At 63.8% G+C, this 16,509-nt stretch carries 14 protein-coding genes and 1 pseudogene; 3 read left to right on the top strand and 12 right to left on the bottom strand.

Annotated elements, in window-relative coordinates; translation table 11 throughout:
- Window positions 1-12: 12 nt before the first annotated feature.
- From QZ378_RS07965 to QZ378_RS07915, 11 genes are all read right to left on the bottom strand, one after another.
- Entirely contained in the window at window positions 13-600 is a 588-nt protein-coding gene (locus QZ378_RS07965) for a flavodoxin domain-containing protein (protein ID WP_291257897.1), read from the bottom strand.
- A 59-nt stretch (window positions 601-659) separates the two neighbouring features.
- On the bottom strand, window positions 660-1,721 hold the full coding sequence (locus QZ378_RS07960) for a hypothetical protein (protein ID WP_291257896.1): 1,062 nt from the start codon (window positions 1,719-1,721) through the stop codon (window positions 660-662).
- Entirely contained in the window at window positions 1,700-2,332 is a 633-nt protein-coding gene (locus QZ378_RS07955; RefSeq protein ID WP_291257895.1) for a 5-bromo-4-chloroindolyl phosphate hydrolysis family protein, read from the bottom strand. The genes QZ378_RS07960 and QZ378_RS07955 overlap by 22 nt, the downstream gene beginning before the upstream one ends.
- Window positions 2,332-3,951 (bottom strand): substrate-binding domain-containing protein, encoded by a 1,620-nt coding sequence (locus QZ378_RS07950; RefSeq protein WP_291257894.1) that lies wholly within the window; start codon window positions 3,949-3,951, stop codon window positions 2,332-2,334. The genes QZ378_RS07955 and QZ378_RS07950 overlap by 1 nt, the downstream gene beginning before the upstream one ends.
- A 194-nt stretch (window positions 3,952-4,145) precedes the next feature.
- Window positions 4,146-4,970, bottom strand: coding sequence for a MurR/RpiR family transcriptional regulator (locus QZ378_RS07945; RefSeq protein ID WP_204900858.1), 825 nt, complete (start codon window positions 4,968-4,970; stop codon window positions 4,146-4,148).
- Window positions 4,971-4,980: 10 nt separating this feature from the next.
- Window positions 4,981-5,766 carry an inositol monophosphatase family protein gene (locus QZ378_RS07940; protein ID WP_204874802.1) on the bottom strand — a complete coding sequence of 262 codons (786 nt, stop codon included), beginning with the start codon at window positions 5,764-5,766 and terminating at the stop codon, window positions 4,981-4,983.
- Window positions 5,763-6,560 (bottom strand): PHP-associated domain-containing protein, encoded by a 798-nt coding sequence (locus QZ378_RS07935; RefSeq protein WP_291257893.1) that lies wholly within the window; start codon window positions 6,558-6,560, stop codon window positions 5,763-5,765. Before QZ378_RS07935 ends, QZ378_RS07940 begins: the two co-directional genes overlap by 4 nt.
- Before the next feature lie 22 nt (window positions 6,561-6,582).
- Window positions 6,583-7,419: an energy-coupling factor transporter transmembrane protein EcfT gene (locus QZ378_RS07930; RefSeq protein WP_087397147.1), complete on the bottom strand. Its 837-nt coding sequence runs from the start codon at window positions 7,417-7,419 to the stop codon at window positions 6,583-6,585.
- A gap of 5 nt (window positions 7,420-7,424) precedes the next feature.
- The gene (locus QZ378_RS07925) at window positions 7,425-9,116 is read right to left on the bottom strand and encodes an ABC transporter ATP-binding protein (RefSeq protein ID WP_291257892.1); all 1,692 of its coding nucleotides are present in this window, start codon (window positions 9,114-9,116) and stop codon (window positions 7,425-7,427) included.
- A 1-nt stretch (window position 9,117) separates the two neighbouring features.
- Window positions 9,118-9,963: a cell division protein FtsQ gene (locus tag QZ378_RS07920; RefSeq protein ID WP_291257891.1), complete on the bottom strand. Its 846-nt coding sequence runs from the start codon at window positions 9,961-9,963 to the stop codon at window positions 9,118-9,120.
- 141 nt (window positions 9,964-10,104) lie between these two features.
- Window positions 10,105-11,478: a PhoH family protein gene (locus QZ378_RS07915; RefSeq protein WP_291257890.1), complete on the bottom strand. Its 1,374-nt coding sequence runs from the start codon at window positions 11,476-11,478 to the stop codon at window positions 10,105-10,107.
- Window positions 11,479-11,887: 409 nt separating this feature from the next.
- On the opposite strand from QZ378_RS07915, the gene QZ378_RS07910 reads away from it, so the two are divergent.
- Window positions 11,888-14,161 (top strand): choice-of-anchor I family protein, encoded by a 2,274-nt coding sequence (locus QZ378_RS07910; RefSeq protein ID WP_291257889.1) that lies wholly within the window; start codon window positions 11,888-11,890, stop codon window positions 14,159-14,161.
- An 84-nt stretch (window positions 14,162-14,245) separates the two neighbouring features.
- Here the strand turns inward: QZ378_RS07910 and QZ378_RS07905 are convergent, their stop codons facing one another.
- Window positions 14,246-14,893: a PepSY domain-containing protein gene (locus QZ378_RS07905; RefSeq protein ID WP_291257888.1), complete on the bottom strand. Its 648-nt coding sequence runs from the start codon at window positions 14,891-14,893 to the stop codon at window positions 14,246-14,248.
- 257 nt (window positions 14,894-15,150) lie between these two features.
- On the opposite strand from QZ378_RS07905, the gene QZ378_RS07900 reads away from it, so the two are divergent.
- Both QZ378_RS07900 and QZ378_RS07895 read left to right on the top strand, forming a co-directional pair.
- On the top strand, window positions 15,151-15,897 hold the full coding sequence (locus tag QZ378_RS07900; protein WP_291257887.1) for a sigma factor: 747 nt from the start codon (window positions 15,151-15,153) through the stop codon (window positions 15,895-15,897).
- A pseudogene (locus tag QZ378_RS07895) lies at window positions 15,894-16,509 on the top strand (hypothetical protein); the annotation flags it as partial. The gene QZ378_RS07900 and the pseudogene QZ378_RS07895, both read left to right, overlap by 4 nt.

Raw genomic sequence — 16,509 nt, 5'->3', positions numbered from 1 at the left:
CCCTGTACGCGATCAGACGATCATCGGCCGCTCTGGTCGAAGGCACTTCTTTCCCAGCATATCATATCCGCGCAGGATCTCTCTGGCGATGGGAGCCAGCGCGGAGAGATCGGTAAAGTCGATCTGTTTCCCGTAAGTCTCCAGCAGCGCCTGGTCCTCACTGGACCTCTGTCGCGCCGGTTTCCTCCGCAGGGAGAAACACATGGCGGCCATCATGGCCCGGTGGCGTGGGGACAGAACGGCATAGTCAATGCCGCCCCGGAGGTGGAAGAGAACGGCCCGCTCCAAGAATTCCGGGGGCAGCTGCTTTTGAAGTGCCGCGCGAATATGCGCCCGGTTCTGCGGCTCCGCAGGGTCGGCCAAACCTACAGTGGCCACGATCAGCCGCTGGCCCTCCCGGAAGGAAAGACCTTTCATTGTCTGTTTGAGCCCCAGCACCCCGCCGGCATAGAGCGCCCCAAGATAGACGAGGATACTCCCCTCAGCCAGCCTGTGGAACTCCCCACAGGGGATGGCGGACAGGTCGGTGAGCCGGGAGAGCTCCTCCGCGTACCGGCGGGTCGTGCCGTATTTGCTGCCATAGACGATGAGCCCATCCATCTGTGAAAATGCCTCCCTTTGCACAGCGCAACTATCCAGCCCTGCGGTAAAATTTACGTTTACGACAGCGCGGCGATGATCTTCTCCATGGCGGCGTAACTGGGCATGGCGGCCACCTGGGTGATCTCCGCGGCCAGGTGGGGGACGCCGAAGTGGTCTTCGTCGGCGTCCGTGCCGGATACCTCGGTGCGGAAGCCGTGATTTTCCCAGGCAAGGCGCTGGACCTCCTCATCCAGCAGGGCGTCGATGCCCGCCTCTCCTGCCTCATCCAGAGCGATGAAGATATGGGAGGACCAGACGGTGGGGGTGGGGTAGATCAGCACGATGTCATCCTTCAGCTGCGCCCAGTCCTCCGGGTTTTCTACCGCGAACTCCAGCAGCTGGTTTTCATAGCCAGCCATCATAGGCTTGGCCCCCATGCCGGTTTTGAGGAACTGGTCGAACAGGTCGGAGGAGGAGGATTCCATGTAGCCCAGCTTCTCAAAGAGGTCCCGCAGCCGGGGGAGGATGTTCTCCACGCTGTCCTCGTCGGCTACGCCGCCGCACAGCACATTAGCCAGCAGCCCGGCGAACATGTTCCCCGAGTTGGAGCGCACCGGGTCGGTGGTGTTCACCGCCACCTGACCGTAGAGCTCCTCCAGGCCCAGCTGGGCCCAGGTGGTGCCCGCCTCCATGGCCTCCACCAGGGCCTCCATGTCCATGTAGTACACCCCGTCCTCCTCCGTCACCATGCCGGCGCCCAGGAAGGCCTCCAGGATAGGACGGTGGGTGTAGAGCACGATGGGGGTGTTGAACACGATCTGGCTCCTGTCCGGCGCACCGTAAAGCTGCTGGTAGTATTCCAGGGCGGTCTGGCTGGAGGGAAAGAGAAAATCCCGGCCCTCGTGGTCCGCAGTGACCATATCCAGGGAACCGGCCTTGGCATAGTCCAGGATGAGCTTGTAGTCCCGCTCCAGCACCCGCTGCACCTCGGGGTCGTCCAGCAGACCGATTTTCTCGCCGCCCACGTAGCCCCGCAGCTCCACGGGCCGCTGCCCGCCGCCCAGCAGCAGGTAGATCCCTCCCGCCGCGATGACGGCCGCCAGAATGGCCAGGCCGATCAGGATCGTTTTTCGCCGCATGAAAATCCCTCCGTATCCAGCAGGCGCTCCAGCACCTGCATATCCGCCTCCGCGTCGAAGCGCTCGGCGGCCATGAGCTGGCTGAGCTGCTCCTCAAAGCCGGCGCGCAGCTTGGGCAGGACGGCGCGCACCTTGGCCTGGAAGCCCAGGACCTCCTCCGTGCGCAGGCCCGCCTCCTGAAACTTTACGTACTGAATGAGTATCCGCCCCACCGTGTCCAGGTAGTAGGTGAGGAACCGCCGGGCCGCGGGGATCTTGTCCGGCTGCTCCCTGAGGTAGCGGTAGATGTGCTCCCCCGTGCCGGCCAGCTCCACGGCGGCGCGCTGGGTCTCCGCGTCGGTGATCTGCCCCGCCGCCAGGGCCACCTGGGCCAGGTCCCGCCCGGCCTCCTCCATCCAGGCGGCCAGCTGCTCCCCGTCCGGCCGGGCGGCGTAGAACATGGTCCCAGGCTCCGGCCTGGGGGTGAGCAGGAGGAAGAGCCCCACATACACCCCCACGGCCAGCACGGCGCTGAGCACAAAGTTCCACCGCAGCAGCAGGGCCAGCACCAGGAACACCGCCCCGGCGGAGAGCAGGGAGACCGTCAGCTGCCTTTTCTGTCCCTTTTTCATCAGTTGTACCCCTTCACGCTGCGGAAGGCCCCGATCAGGTCCTCCCGGCCGTCGAAGACCCGGGCGTGTGTCAGCTCCGCCAGCTCCTCCAGCTGGGTGGGATCGGCGGAGCCGAACATGATGGAGAACACCGGCACATCCGCCCCGAAGGCCTCGTAGCCATCCCGGAAGTCGGAAAAACTCCCGTCAGACACTCCGTCCGTCAGCAGGATGATGGCGGGGGTGTACTGGCTCAGGTCGTAATGTTCCAGCTGCCGCAGGCCCTCCATGGCGGCATAATAGATGTCCGTGCCGCCGGTGGCCTCCTCCGCCTCCACCCGGGTATAGAGGGCTTCCAGTTCCGCGCCGTTTCCGGCCGCGGCGTACACGTCCCTGGGATAGCCCTCAAAGGGGATGATGAGGTTGATCTCGCGCTCCGAGGCCTGGAGCAGATTCCGGGCCGCGTTCTCCTGGACCAGGATCTGGCTCATGGCCTCCACCATCTGCGCCCGGCCCTCGCCGGACATGCTGCCCGAGTAGTCCAGGCAGTACACCGTCAGGGAGGGCTTGCGGAATTGGGTCTGGTAGAGGTCAAGGCACTCAAAGAGCACGTCGGCGGCGGGCATCCGAAAGGGAGAGAGCACCCGGTCCGGCTGGACGCCCCAGTCGGCGCGGAACACATCCCGGTTCTCCGCCGACACCCCCTCGTAGCCGGTGCGCCGGCCGGTGCGCTGGATCTCATTCTGTACCTCGTCGGACAGGAGGTACTCCTGGAGCTTCAGGAAGGCCTCCTCCTTCCGGTCGTCCCCGCTGTCCACATAGCCCAGGGGGGAGTCGGCGATGGAGAGTCCGTCATAGGGGTAGACGGCGTACAGCGTCTCCTCCCCCCGCGCCTCCAGTTCCTGGTTGGCGCTGATGACGAGGCACTCATAGTTCACCATGGCGTCGTAGCCACCGGTGAGGAACAGGTCCTTCAGCCAGTCAGAGCTTCCGGAGGATCGATCCACGCCGGAGAGCAGCTGGGTGATCTGCTCCGCCAGGCCCGGGGTCTGGAGGTTCTCCGACGTGATCACATCCGGATTGCCCAGCAGGGCGTAGAGGAAGCCGATGTAGGCACTGCACCCGGAGTTGGACTGGGTGGCGGAGGTCATGCAGAACTCCAGCTCCCCCGCCTGGATGGCGGAGAGCAGGTCGCCCACCGACACCTCCCGGCCCACAAAGCCCAGCTCCTCCGCCAGGCTCTGTCGGATGCCGAAGACCACCGGGGTGATGGAGATGGACTGGGCGTGCTTCACCCGGTACTGGGTGTCCCCGGCGGTGAGCCACAGGCTGCTGGCCGGCCACACCGCGTCGTAGTCGATGGTCTCCCCCTGGAGGGCGCGCATGATGTCCAGGGAGCCCTGGTAGTCCATCTCGATGTTCACGCCCCGCTCCCTGGCGAAGTCATCCAGGATACCCTCCAGCTCCTGGTTCTCCGAGCCGGAGAGAATGCGCAGCGTCACGTCCCCGCCGTAGTCAAAGGCGTGTTCCCCGCTGGCGGGATCGCTGGCGGAGGCGGTGCTGTCAGACGATGCCGGGCCACAGGCTGTCAAAAGCAATGCCAATGCCAGGATACATACAGATAAAACCGCGCGTTTCATAGCAGCAGATCCTTCCTTTTCAGATGTGGTGCGCAGGCAGCGCAAGCCCATGCGCGGAATATATAAAATAATCCTAATCTACCATATCACAGCCGGCTTGCGCCCACTACCGCAGCGCAGTAAAATGCGTGTAAAATTTGTGCATCATCCTGGAAAATGAACGCATCCCCCATGTGCGGGCATGGGGGATGCGTTCATCCGTCTGGAAAATAGTCCTTTTTCATCCGGTGCAGCGACTGGAGACGCTGCGTACCTTCGTCTCCCAACCGTTCCGCCACAGCGACTGCCAGAGCATCCAGCAGGGCGGCGGGAGCTGCCATAGAGTGATACTCCTTCTCTGTCCCCCGGTAGGCAAAGAGGCTGATGTCCGCCCGCTCCTCCGCGGGCAGGCAGGTGCGGCCCACAAAGGCCAAGGTCCGATAGCCGGCGGACCGGCTGTGCTCCAGGAGGATGCGGCCCTCCCGGGAGAGCTTGGAGAAGCTGAACAGCACCACCAGATCGTTCTCCGCCGCTTGCGCGAGCCCTTCCAGCAGTTCAGAACCGCCGGAGGGAAGGAGAGACACCTGTAAGCCCAGCCGCCGCAGGCGGAAATGGAGCAGCTGTGCCATGGAAGCGGAGGCGTTTTTTCCGTGAAGAAACACCCGCCGGGCAGAACAGAGAGCCTCCACCGCCCGGTCAAATTCCCCGGTGGAGAGCTGTTGTATGGTCTTCTCCAAGTATGCCCGCTGCCGCTCCAGCCAGGCTTGGGGGGAGAAATGATCCCCCTGACTGAGCGTGGCCGTCAGCTTTACCGCCGGGCCGGGAGACTGCTCCAGCACTAGAGATTTCAGCGCCTTGAAGTCCCGGCAACCCACATGGCGGGCGAAGCGGGAGACCGTGGCGTCGGAGAGCTCCAGCCGCTGGGCCAGTTGGCCGATGGAAGAAAACAGGAAAGCATCCGTGTTGGTGTTGATATAGTCCAGGATCTTCTGCTCCGCCCGGGTCAGTTCCCCGGCCGGGGTGGGAAGGTGCAGGTCCATGACAACCCCCTCATTCTTTCAAAATTGCTTGCAGCGCGCTGTGGAGCCGCCCGTTAGAGGCCAGCAGAGGCCCGCCCTCCCGGAGGGATAGGGGGCTGCCGTCGGGGGCGGTGACTTTTCCTCCAGCCTCCGCCGCGATGCGCATTCCGGCGGCGTAGTCCCAGGGCTGGAGAGACAGCTCCACATAGCCGTCCAGCCGTCCGCAGGCCACCCAGCACAGGTCCAGGCTGGCGCAGCCGGTGCGGCGCACGTCCTGACACCGGTCATACAGCGCCCGCATCTGCCGGAAAGCCGCATCCGCCAGCTCCCGGCGGCCTGGGACGGTGCCCGTGGACAGGAGGCTGTCCTCCAGCCGGGAGACATCGCTGACGTGGATCGGGACTCCGTTTCGGAGCGCTCCGCCGCCCCGGCGGGCGGTGAAGCACTCCTCCGTATAAGGATTGTATACCACACCAAAGACAGCTTGTCCACCCTCCGCCAGAGCCAAGGAGATGGCGCTGTGCCGGAAGCTGTGGATCAGGTTGGTGGTGCCGTCCACCGGATCCAGGATCCAGCAGGGGCGGCTCCAGTCCAGCCCCGTATTGTCCTGCTCCTCTCCCATAAACTGGACATCCGGGGCCAGGGCGGCCAGACGCTTCCGCAGAAACGCCTGTACCGCCACGTCCACATTGGTCACATAGTCCGTTTCGCCCTTGGAGCGGATGCTCTGAACGGCGGCGGGATCGGTCAGCAGTTCCCCCGCCTCCAATACCGTCTGGACGGCCCCCTCCGCCAGGGAATCCGTCAGGGCGGTCATGCGGTGGCCTCCCGGGTCAGAATGGCCACGTAGTCGCCTCCCAGGGCGTGGATCTCCTTCAGAGACCGTTTCAGCAGGCAGGCGGTGCGCACCTGGAAGGCGGCAGTGTCGGAGAGATCAATGGCGTAGCGGCCGGCTGTCATCTCCCCATAGAGGGCGGAGACGGTATCCACCTCCCGTTCAAAGACCGTGGTGACGCAGCCGTACTGCACCGCCTGATGGGTGTCGCTGCCGGACACCACAGGGATCTCCAGCTCTTTCCCCAGAGCGTAGGTGAGCCGCTCCGTCCGATCCCGGTCCAGCGCCAGGTCCTTGCCGTTGAGATCCAGGAACCTCAGCCGCCGAAGCTGCTCCTGAGGCAGCTCGGGCACATGGCCGCCGGCGCGGAAGGGGTGGCCGCAGCCCACCACCACTGGGTACTTCTCAAACAAATCCATGAGCCGGGAGAAGGGCAGAAAGTCCCTCTTCTCCTTGTGGGGCTCCAGCCGCCGGTTCAGCTCCAAAATGGCCTCCAGGGGCCCGATGGACAGGATATGACCGCCCTCCGCCACATCCGTCTCCATGCCGGGGAAAATTTTCAGGCCGTTCTCCAGCTCCAGGGTGTCCCCGGTTCTCCGGCTCACGGAGGCGATGTAGCCGTACACATCGGCAAACTGGAGGGTGTTGAAGTGCTCCGTCAGGCACAGGGCGTCCAGGCCGGCCCGTCGGGCCTCGCCGAAGAGCCAGTCTGTGTAGGCGGTGGAAAATGGGAGCTTTTTGGCCAGCTTCCCATGGGTGTGAAAATCCAGACGCAAGAGAAAAAACCTTCTTTCTTACTTACAGCAGTGTGGAGATCAGGACGGCCACCGCCACCACCAGAAAGGAGATGGCCAGAAACAGTCCATCGTTATAGGTGACCTTCAGGGCGGCCAGCTTGATCTTCTTCACGGACTTGTTCACCGCCGCATACCGGTAGCCCCGCAGCTCCAGGGCCTCCACCGTGGTGCGGGAACGCTTGGCGGTATTGAGCATCAGAGGGTAGAAGGACTGCATGATGATCTTCACCTGATAGACCAGGTACTTCACCTTGCCCCCGAAGGTCTCGTGGGCGGGGGGATTGCCCCGCAGCCGGTAGGAGAGCAGCACGTTCTGGAATTCCTCCATCAGCATGGGCAGCATCCGGTAGGCGTAGGAAATGGAAAAGCTCAGCCGCTCCGGGCAGCCGTACCACATGAGACCGTTGGACAGCTTGTCCGGGTCCAGCCCGGAGAACACGGTCACCGAGGCCAGGGAGATGGTGGCCACCTTCAACGTGAGGATGAGCAGCGGGGCAATGGCGGAGGCGTCGCCTCCAAAGAGCAGGGTCACCACAAAGAGATACCCTGTCTGGGAGAACACCCCCAGGGCGAAGAGGAACAGCACCAGCCCCGCCACTCTCGCCAGGAGGGTGGTGGCCATCACCAGCAGGAAGCACCCCAGCAGGAAGGGAATGTCGCTGACAAACCAGGGCACCAGGCCGAAGAACAGGTACCAGGCCAGCAGGACCCGGGGGTCCAGCGCGGCGATGACGGTGTCGTCATTGCCATAGGCGTTCTTCAACACCTGATTGCGGAGAAAGTCCATGGAGAGCTTGTCCAGAATGCTCTCCGAGAGTTTCGCGGTCAATTTTTCCACAGCGGTCACACCTCCTGAAAGGATGACAGGAACTCGTCAATGGTATAGCACATGGAACGGCTGTCTAAAGCCTGTGCCATGGAGAAGATCTCCGGCGGGCGGATACCCACCCGCTCCGCCACATCAGTCCGGGCAAAGATCTCGTCCCGGGCGCCGTCGGCCACCACCTGGCCGTTACACAGCACAATGATTCGCTCCGCCCACTGGCACACCAGCTGCATATCGTGGGTTGCGATGACGGCGGTCTGAATGATGTCCTTCATATCGGACAGGACCGCCATGATTTCCCGCCGGGTGGCGATGTCCAGGTTGGCGGTGGGCTCGTCCAGCAGCAGGATGCCGGGATTCAAGGCGATGCCGATGGCCAAACTGGCCCGGCGCATCTGCCCGCCGGACATGAGGCGGCCGTCCCGGTCCCGCAGCTCCGCCAACCGGAACCGCTCCAGCAGCTCCGCGGTGCGCTTCTCCCACTCCGGGACGTTCCGCACCTCCATGGCGTAGGCGATGTCGGCGCGGATGGAGTCCTTGATGAACATCTCCTCCGGGTTCTGATACACCAGGGAGATCTGCCGGGACAGATCCTCGGCCTTTTTGTCCCCAATCGCTTCACCGAACAGGGACACTGTGCCGGAATTGGGCTTCAGCAGGCCCACCATCAGCTTCATCAGGGTGGACTTGCCCGCCCCGTTGGAGCCGATGAGAGCCACCTTTTCCCCTTTGTGGATTTCCAGGTCCAAGCCGTCGAACACGGTGCGGGGCTCTCCCTTCACCGAGCGGTAGGAGAGGGACACATTCTGAAAGGAAACCGCCGCATCTCCGGAGGCCTCCGGCGTCTGCCGGGGCGCGCCCGGCACATACCGCAGCTGGGAGAAGGCGGTCTTTCCTCCCTCCACGGTGGTGGGCAGGGGGATGTCCGCCGGAAGACGGCCTGCCCTCCGCAGCCGGTGGGCCGCTTGGGTCACCTGGGGCGGGAAGATGTTGCATTCCTCCAGCTCCTCCACCCGCTGGAGGGCCTCCTCCGTGGGCAGCATCCACCGCACCTGTCCGTCCTTCATCAGCATCACGTGCTTGCAGAAGTCGGCGATGTACTCGGTATGGTGTTCAATGACGAGGATGGTCTTGCCGTGGTTCTCATTCAAGTCCCGGAGGACCTCATAGATCCGGTCGGCGTGCATGGGGTCCAACTGGGCGATGGGCTCGTCCAGGATCAGAATGTCCGGCTGGAGGGACACCGCGCCGGCCAGGGCCAGCAGGTGGGTCTGGCCGCCGGAGAGCTGCCAGACATATTCCTCCTCCCTGCCCTCCAGACCGCACTGCCGCAAAGCAGTCCTGCCCCGCTCCAGGTAGTCGGGGAAGGCGTAGTTCAGGCAGGCATAGGAGGCGTCGTCCAGCACGGTGGGCCGGACGATCTGGTTTTCAAAGTCCTGATATACATAGCCCACCTTCTGGGCCAGGACGCCCACGTCGCTCTCCCGGGTGTCAAGCCTCTCCACCCGCACGCTTCCCTCCATGGTCCCCGTGATAAAGTGGGGGATCAGGCCGTTGAGGACCTTACACAAAGTGGACTTCCCGCAGCCGTTGTTGCCAACGACCGCCAGGAAGTCCCCTTTCTCGATCTGAAGGGAGATCTCTTTCAGGGTGGGCTGAGGGGCGCCTGGGTAGGTATAGGTCAGGCCGTCGATCTCAACCGCGTTCATCTCAGTTCACCGCAGCCTTTTTTCCCGCGTTCTTTTTGATGACCAGCAGGGCGATGATGGCCACCGCGGCGGCAACGACCATGCCTACCGCCAGGGCGGTGCCGCTCTCGGCCCACTCGGCCTCCCAGTCAATAAGGGACATACCGGCAGTGGCGGCCAGCTCAGCCACGATGGCGCACACAAAGCCGACGGCGCATACGATCAACGCCTTGGGGCTGATGCCGCTGACGGCGCTGTCCGGGGTGCGGGGAGCCATGCCCAGCAGGGGCTCGATCTTGCCGTACAGCTTGGGCACCAGGTACAGGGTGGGCAGCAGGCAGAACAGGATGCCGGAGAACAGCAGGTCATTGAGGAAGGCAAAGCCCTCGGTGGCAAACACGCTCTCAGGCAGGCCGGCCACGGCCTCGAAGTCCTCTACCGCCAGCTGGACCTTCAGGATGTCCACCACAGTGCCCATCAGCAGCTGGGCGGCGGTTCCGCTGATGGCGGCCACGCCCACCATGACGCGGTTCTTCGGGTCCTTCACCAGCCGCCCGGCGATGTATACGCCGATGGTGACGGTGAGGAACTTCTCCAGCTCGCCCAGGCCGCCGAACTGGCCCAGCATGATCTCGCTGAACACCAGCTCGCCGGTGGCGGCGCCCAGGGCGGCGGACAGGGGGTCGAACAGCATGGCCAGGGTCAGGGGGATGAACAGGAAGTACTCCACGGAGAACTCCACAACCCCCACCTGGAACTTGGGGATCAGCTCCGTGAACAGGGTGGCCAGCCCATACAGGGACATGGACAGGACAAAGATCATCAGCTTCTGGGACTGTGTGGCAGTCTGCTTCTGTGCGATACTCATAGCATATTTTCCTCCCTATGATGGTGTGTTTCTCGCTCACACAGGCACAGTGTACCACCGAGATGTAAATTCTTCTTCCAAAGTCCTGTAAAATGTAAATAAAATTTCTTATCTGCCGTGCTATGTAAGTTCTGCCCTCATTTACATCCGTACCGCCGCGTCCAGGGCCAAAGGGGAACGCTCGCACTCATCAGGGAGCATGGTCAGCTGGACGCACAGGGGGCTACCCTTCATGCGGGCGCTGGCATAGGTCAATCCGTTGCTCCGGGTGTCCAGCAGGGGGTGGTCGATCTGGGCCGGGTCCCCCAGCAGCACTACCTTGGTGCCCTTTCCCACCCGGGTGACGATGCCCTTGACCTGCCGGGGGGTGAGGTTCTGGGCCTCGTCGATGATGAGCCAGGTGTCGGTGATGGAGCGGCCCCGCATGAAGTTCATGGCCTCGGCAGCGATGACGCCGGTGTCAAAGAGGTAGTCGATGCGCCCCCGCAGCTCCTCTTCGCTGCGCCGCTCCTTTTTCTTCCCCTCCAGGTCCAGCAAGATCTCCAGGTTGTCCACAATGGGCCGCATGAGGGGAGAGATCTTGTCCTGTTCACTGCCCGGGAGGAAGCCGATGTCCGCGTCAAACTGGGCATTGGGGCGGCACACCAGAATCTTCCGATAGGGCCGTTCCTCCGCCTCCAGCACCTGCTCCAGCCCTGCAGCCAGGGCGTAAAAGGTCTTGGCGGTGCCCGCCGGCCCTTGGATGATGGCCAGGGGCGCCTCCGCCACCGGCAGCAGCAGGGCCTCCTGCAGGAACTGCTGCCCCACGCTCCGGGGTTTGACGCCGAATGGGCGGACGCCGCCAAAGCGCAGGGCGGTGACCTTCCCCTCCCGGAAACGGCCCAGCATGGTCTTTTTCGGCTCGGTATCCGAGTGCAGAAGGACAAACTGGTTCTCGGTCAAGGAAACCGGCTTCCGCTCCCCCGCGCCGTCCACGGTATAGAGTTCTTCCGCCGGAGCTCCCTTTTTCTTGAACGCTGTGAGCAGGCTGTCCGAGATGTAGACCTCCGTCCGGCCGGTGTAGGGCTGGGCTCCATCCGGCAGCCGGTCGGTGGTGAAGTCCTCCGCCGGCACCTCCATCATCTGGGCCCGGATGCGGGCGACCATGTCCCGGCTCACCAGCGTCACCGGCGTTCCCTCGTCCATGAGGCCCCGACACACCTTCAGCACCCTTCCCGCCCGGCTGCCGGGTTCTATCCCTTGGGGAAGGGCCGCGTCCACATGGTTGACCTCCAGGCGCACGGTGCCTCCACTGGGCAGGGTCACGCCTTTTACCAGGTCTCCCTGGAGCCGTAATCTCTCCAGGAAGCGGAGCACATGTCGGGCGTTGTTTCCCGCTTCACCGTCAGCCCCCTTCCGATCATCCAACTCCTCCAGCACCGCCAGTGGCAGCACGATGTGGTTGTCCTCGAAGGACTCCAGAGCGTAGGGGGCCTGGAGGAGGACATTGGCGTCCAGCACATAGGTCTTCTGCATACGTTGCGCCTGCCTTTCTTCTTTGCTGTCTTATGACCATTGGGCGCGGCATCCACAAAAACAGCGCCGGTCCGCCCTGTAAGGGCGCAAACCGGCGCTGATAACACGCTGTCGATTTGATTGGGCTGTCTGAAACCTTGCTCCATACTGCCGCTCCCAACCGATGCCTACCGCATCTGTGTTCAGTATAGCAGACGCCTTTCCCAGCGTGCGACGGTATTTCAGTAAAGAAACCGTCAAATCCATGTGAAGCGCGTTTGCTATGAACCCGGTTTCGTTCCAGACCTCCTCTGCCTACAAGAAATTTACACATTCCCTCTTTCGGATTTTACAGTCGTGGGATTATACTAAATTAAATAGGGAGAACGTACCGCTCCCTTTCCAAAACAAAATCGCAGGAGAAAACAGCATGAGAAAAGCAAGACGGCCGGCAGCCATTGCCATGGCCCTCGCCCTGGCGCTTCAGCTGGGCACTGTGGTGCCAGCGGCGGCAGCGGGCATCAACTCGACCGCTGGGTATGAAAACGGCAATTCCCCCCTGAATCTGAACCTGATTGCCCGGTACGCCTCCGGCCAGTACAACGTGGACGGCGGCGTCATGGAGATTGCGGCCTACAGCCAGAGCAACGGCTACGCCTACGCCATCAACGGCCAGAGCGGCCTGCTGGCGGCAATCCCCCTGGGGGATCTCACCGCCGGGATCTCCGTCGCCCGGCTCAGCGGCACGGACATCGACGTGAAGGCCCTGGTGGAGGCGGCGGACAGCTCATTCCGCTATGGGGACATGACCTCCGTGGCCATCTCTCCGGACAACACCATCCTGGCCGCCGCCCTCCAGGCGGAGGGGTACAACGACGCCGGCCGGGTGGCCCTGTTCACCTGTAATGCCGACGGCACCCTCACCCTGAAAGGGCTGGTGGAGACCGGCGTGCAGCCGGACATGGTGACCTTTGCCGACAACGACACCGTCCTCACCGCCGACGAGGGAGAGCCCCGGGAGGGGTACGGCGACGGGATCGCCGACCCCAGAGGCTCGGTCACCGTGGTGGACGTGTCTGCTCTCACCAGTGAGGTGGTGGGCTTTGACGCCTTTGACGGCCGGCGGGACGAGCTGGCGGCCTCCGGCGTGGTGTTGAAGAAGGGCGTGAACCCCTCCACCGACCTGGAGCCAGAGTACATCGCCGTCTCTGGCGGCAAGGCCTATATCACCCTGCAGGAGAACAATGCCATCGCCGTGCTGGATCTGGCCTCCCGTACCTTTGACGGGATCTACTCCGCAGGTTTTGAGGACTACAGCGTCACCCCCATTGATATCGACAAGAAGGATGACGCCTATGCGTCCAGGACCTACGGCAGCCTCATGGGCATCCGGATGCCCGACGGCATCGCCGCCTTCCAGGTGGACGGCAAAACCTATCTGGTCACCGCCAACGAGGGCGACGCCCGGGAGTGGGGCAACGAGGATCTGGGCACCTTCTACCTCAGCGAGGACGAGCAGGACTTCGGCGAGGAGGGCGTGACCTCCCCCACTGGAGCCATCACCGGGGAGAACTCCGGCCTGGAGGGCAAGGTGGTCTTCTTCAAGGTGGAGGACTTTGACGGCTTGGACAGCGGCAAGGACTACCTCTTCGGCGGGCGCACCTTTACCATTTATGAGGCCGGGGAGAACGGCGTCACCGAGGTGTTCACCAGCGGCAACGACTTTGAGACCCTCACCGCCCGGTACCTGACCGATTACTACAACTGCTCCAACGACAACACCGTGGTGGATGACCGCTCCGGCAAGAAGGGACCGGAGGCGGAGAGCGTCACGGTTGGTACGGTGGACGGCCGCACCTATGCCTTCGTGGCTCTGGAGCGCACCGGCGGCGTCATGGTCTATGACGTGACCGAGCCCGCCTCCGCTCAGTATGTCAACTACATCAACACCCGGGACTTTGCCTCCGTGGTGGAGGGCTCCGAGGAATACGAGGACGGGGAGCTGGACAAGTGGGTCACCGGCGGCGATGTGGCCCCCGAGGGTCTGCTGTTCCTGAGTGATGCCGTCAGCCCCACCGGAGAGGCCCTGCTGCTGGCAGCCTGCGAGGTATCCGGCACGGTGGCTGTCTATCAGGTGGGCGGCGAGCCCCTGTCCATCCTGCCCTTCACCGATGTGGAGGCCCGGGATGCCCAGGCGGTGCGCTATGTCTGTGAGAACGGCCTGATGGCTGGCATCACCGAGACCCAGTTTGCCCCCGACCAGACCCTAACCCGGGGGGAGATGACCTCCATCCTGTGGAAGCTGGCGGGCAGTCCCCAGGTGGCGGCGGACGCCGCCGGCTTTGTGGACACCGCCGGAGCGGACTGTGCCGGAGCGGTGGCCTGGGCCGCCGACAACGGCGTCGTCAGCGGCTACGGCGACAGCCGCTTCGGACCCGCTGACCCCGTCACTCGGGAACAGATGTCCCTTATGCTCCTGCGCTACGCCCAGTACGCGGGGATGGACACCGCCCAGGGCGGCATGACCGTCCGGGAGTTCGCCGACTATGACCAAATCGCCGGCTACGCCCTGGAGACCGTGGCCTGGACAGTGGAGGCCGGTTTGCTCACCGGGAACTCCTCGGATACGCTGGCCCCCGGCCAGGCGGCCACTCGGGTACAGACCGCCCAGGCTCTGCTGGCCCTGTCCCAGATGGCGGGCTGACCGAGAACAGCAAAAGTTACCAATTATAAAACCGAGGCAGGAGTGGAACTTGCGTTCTTCCTGCCTCGGTTTTTGTGTTGCCGGTCAGTCCCGCAGATCGGCATTCCAGTCGATGATCCGCCCTGTCTGGGGATCGATTTCAAACTCATACTTCATACCGTCCAGGAACAGATCCCCCTCGTAGCGGCCCCGACCGTCGCCGGACTCCTCCCAGATGTCCACATCCGCCGCGCTGGCGCCGGAAACCTTGCCGGCCACGATGGAAGCGGCCTCCTCCGCCGTGACGGGGGAGCCGCCCAGGGCGTCCAGCCACTCCTCGTCCACCTCGTAGTCCGCACCCACGATGCGGCCGTCGGCTATGGCCACCTCAAAGTCGTAATCGCCGTAGTCCGTCTCGAACTCGATGTCGTAGAGGGGAATGCCGTTGTCGCTGTCGGTCTCGTTTTTGACGTTGTAGGCGTCCCCCTCCGGCACCCCGGCGTTGGCCAGAGCGATGGCCAGGGCCTCCTCCCGGCTGATCTCACCGGCGGCGACTCCCCCCTCCGGGGCGGAGGACACAGCCGGCGTCTGCCCCTGGCCGGCGGGCGTTTCCGGAACGGAGGACGCCGGGGGAGTCTGGCCGCCGGAGGGGGCCGTCCCGCCGGGCGCGGCGCCGCCCGCCTGTCCGCCGCAGCCGGTCAGGCAGGCCAGCAAAAGCGCCGCTGTCAAACCGAAAGAAATGATCTGTTTCATCCCGCGCGCTCCTTTCTGTGTGCGTGCCTCCATCCTACCACGAAGAACCCTGGCGCGCAACCCATCCAAGGGAACACAAAACCGCCCCATCCGTTTCTTTACATACATTTGACAAAGATTTGACATCCAGACGGTCGCGCCTCCGTTTCGCAGCCGCTAAACTTTACAATAGTGTTTTCTACCCTTTGAAAATTTCTGCTGTGACCCCGAAAATCCGGCGGCGTGTCCGTATCCTACTGCCGGAGGGGGATGGAGGGATGGCAATGGTGCGCACAGAGCACGATATCGTTTCCCAGGTACAATCGGCCAAGACGGATTCAGAGGCGGCGGACGCCCTCATCCGTCAGTACATGGGCTTTATCCGCTCGGAGACGGTGAAGTTTCTTCACACCGCCCCGGAGAACGGCCACGAGGACGAGCTGAGCATCGCCATGCTGGCCTTCTATGAGGCGGTGCTGGCCTATGAGAAGAGCCGGGGCGCTTTCCTGCCCTACGCCGCCCGGGCCATCAAAAACCGGCTCATCGACCACTACCGGACGGGGAAGCGCCACGGCAACGTGATCTCCCTCCACACCCCTCTGGGCGGGGAGGAGGACGGCGGCGAGCTGCTGGACACCATCCCCGACACCGTGGACCATGCAGAGGACTATGCAGTGCGCACCGCCAGCCGGCGGGAGATCCAGGAGTTTTCCGAAAAGCTGGCCCAGTTCGGCCTGACCTTCTCCGATGTGGCGGACAACTGCCCCCGGCAGGAGCGGACCTTCGCCGCCTGCCGCCGGGTGCTGGACTTCGCCCGGACCCAGCCCGCGCTGCTGAAACGGGTGGAGGACACGGGCAAGCTGCCCATGGGGGAGCTGTCCGCCGGCTCCGGCACCGACAGGAAGACCATGGAGCGGCACCGGAAGTACCTGGTGGCCATTCTGCTGGCCTTCACCAACGGCTATGAGATCATCCGGGGCCACCTGTGCCAGGTGGGCCCCAAGAGAGGGGGCGACGAGGCGTGAGCTATCTGGTCATGGAGGTGCATCCGGCCTACGCGGTGGTGCTGGACGAGGAGGGCCGCTTTTTGAAGGCCGCCAACCTGCGCTATCAGGTGGGGGACACAGTGCGGGACATCGTGGAGCTGCGGCATCCCAGGGAAAAACGCCCCGCCCTGTGGAAGCCCCTGTCCGGCGTGGCTGGCCTGGCCGCCTGTCTGTGCTTGGTGTTCTTTGGCTACTACCAGCCAAACTTCACCCCCTACGGCGCCCTGCGCATCCAGATCAACCCGGATGTGGAGCTCACCCTCAGCCGCACCGACCGGGTGCTGGAGCTGGAGGGGCTCAATGAGGACGGCCAGAGCCTGATTGCGGGCTACGAATACAGCGGCAAGGACCGGGAGGACGTGACCGGGGAGCTGGTGGAGCGGGCCATCGATATGGGCTACCTCTCTGGCGGGGAGACGGTGTCCATCACGGTCACCAGCGCCGACGCCGACTGGCAGGCCCGGGAGGAACAGGCGGCCCGGGAGGATCTGGAGGAGCGGTACGGGGAGACCATCGTGATCCAAATCGGCCCCGCGCCGGAGGAGGAACCGGCCACCGAGGTGGTGATCCCGGTGGCGCCGCCCAGCCCCA

Origin of the sequence: Flavonifractor sp. (assembly GCF_019422385.1) — a bacterium.
GTDB classification, from domain to species: domain Bacteria; phylum Bacillota; class Clostridia; order Oscillospirales; family Oscillospiraceae; genus Flavonifractor; species Flavonifractor avistercoris.
This window is presented reverse-complemented; position numbering and strand designations above follow the sequence as displayed.

Coding starts and splice junctions, on each gene's coding strand:
- QZ378_RS07965 (WP_291257897.1), bottom strand. CDS start 600: ATGGATGGGCTCATCGTCTATGGCAGCAAATACGGCACGACCCGCCGG.
- QZ378_RS07960 (WP_291257896.1), bottom strand. CDS start 1,721: ATGCGGCGAAAAACGATCCTGATCGGCCTGGCCATTCTGGCGGCCGTC.
- QZ378_RS07955 (WP_291257895.1), bottom strand. CDS start 2,332: ATGAAAAAGGGACAGAAAAGGCAGCTGACGGTCTCCCTGCTCTCCGCC.
- QZ378_RS07950 (WP_291257894.1), bottom strand. CDS start 3,951: ATGAAACGCGCGGTTTTATCTGTATGTATCCTGGCATTGGCATTGCTT.
- QZ378_RS07945 (WP_204900858.1), bottom strand. CDS start 4,970: ATGGACCTGCACCTTCCCACCCCGGCCGGGGAACTGACCCGGGCGGAG.
- QZ378_RS07940 (WP_204874802.1), bottom strand. CDS start 5,766: ATGACCGCCCTGACGGATTCCCTGGCGGAGGGGGCCGTCCAGACGGTA.
- QZ378_RS07925 (WP_291257892.1), bottom strand. CDS start 9,116: ATGAACGCGGTTGAGATCGACGGCCTGACCTATACCTACCCAGGCGCC.
- QZ378_RS07920 (WP_291257891.1), bottom strand. CDS start 9,963: ATGAGTATCGCACAGAAGCAGACTGCCACACAGTCCCAGAAGCTGATG.
- QZ378_RS07915 (WP_291257890.1), bottom strand. CDS start 11,478: ATGCAGAAGACCTATGTGCTGGACGCCAATGTCCTCCTCCAGGCCCCC.
- QZ378_RS07910 (WP_291257889.1), top strand. CDS start 11,888: ATGAGAAAAGCAAGACGGCCGGCAGCCATTGCCATGGCCCTCGCCCTG.
- QZ378_RS07905 (WP_291257888.1), bottom strand. CDS start 14,893: ATGAAACAGATCATTTCTTTCGGTTTGACAGCGGCGCTTTTGCTGGCC.
- QZ378_RS07900 (WP_291257887.1), top strand. CDS start 15,151: ATGGCAATGGTGCGCACAGAGCACGATATCGTTTCCCAGGTACAATCG.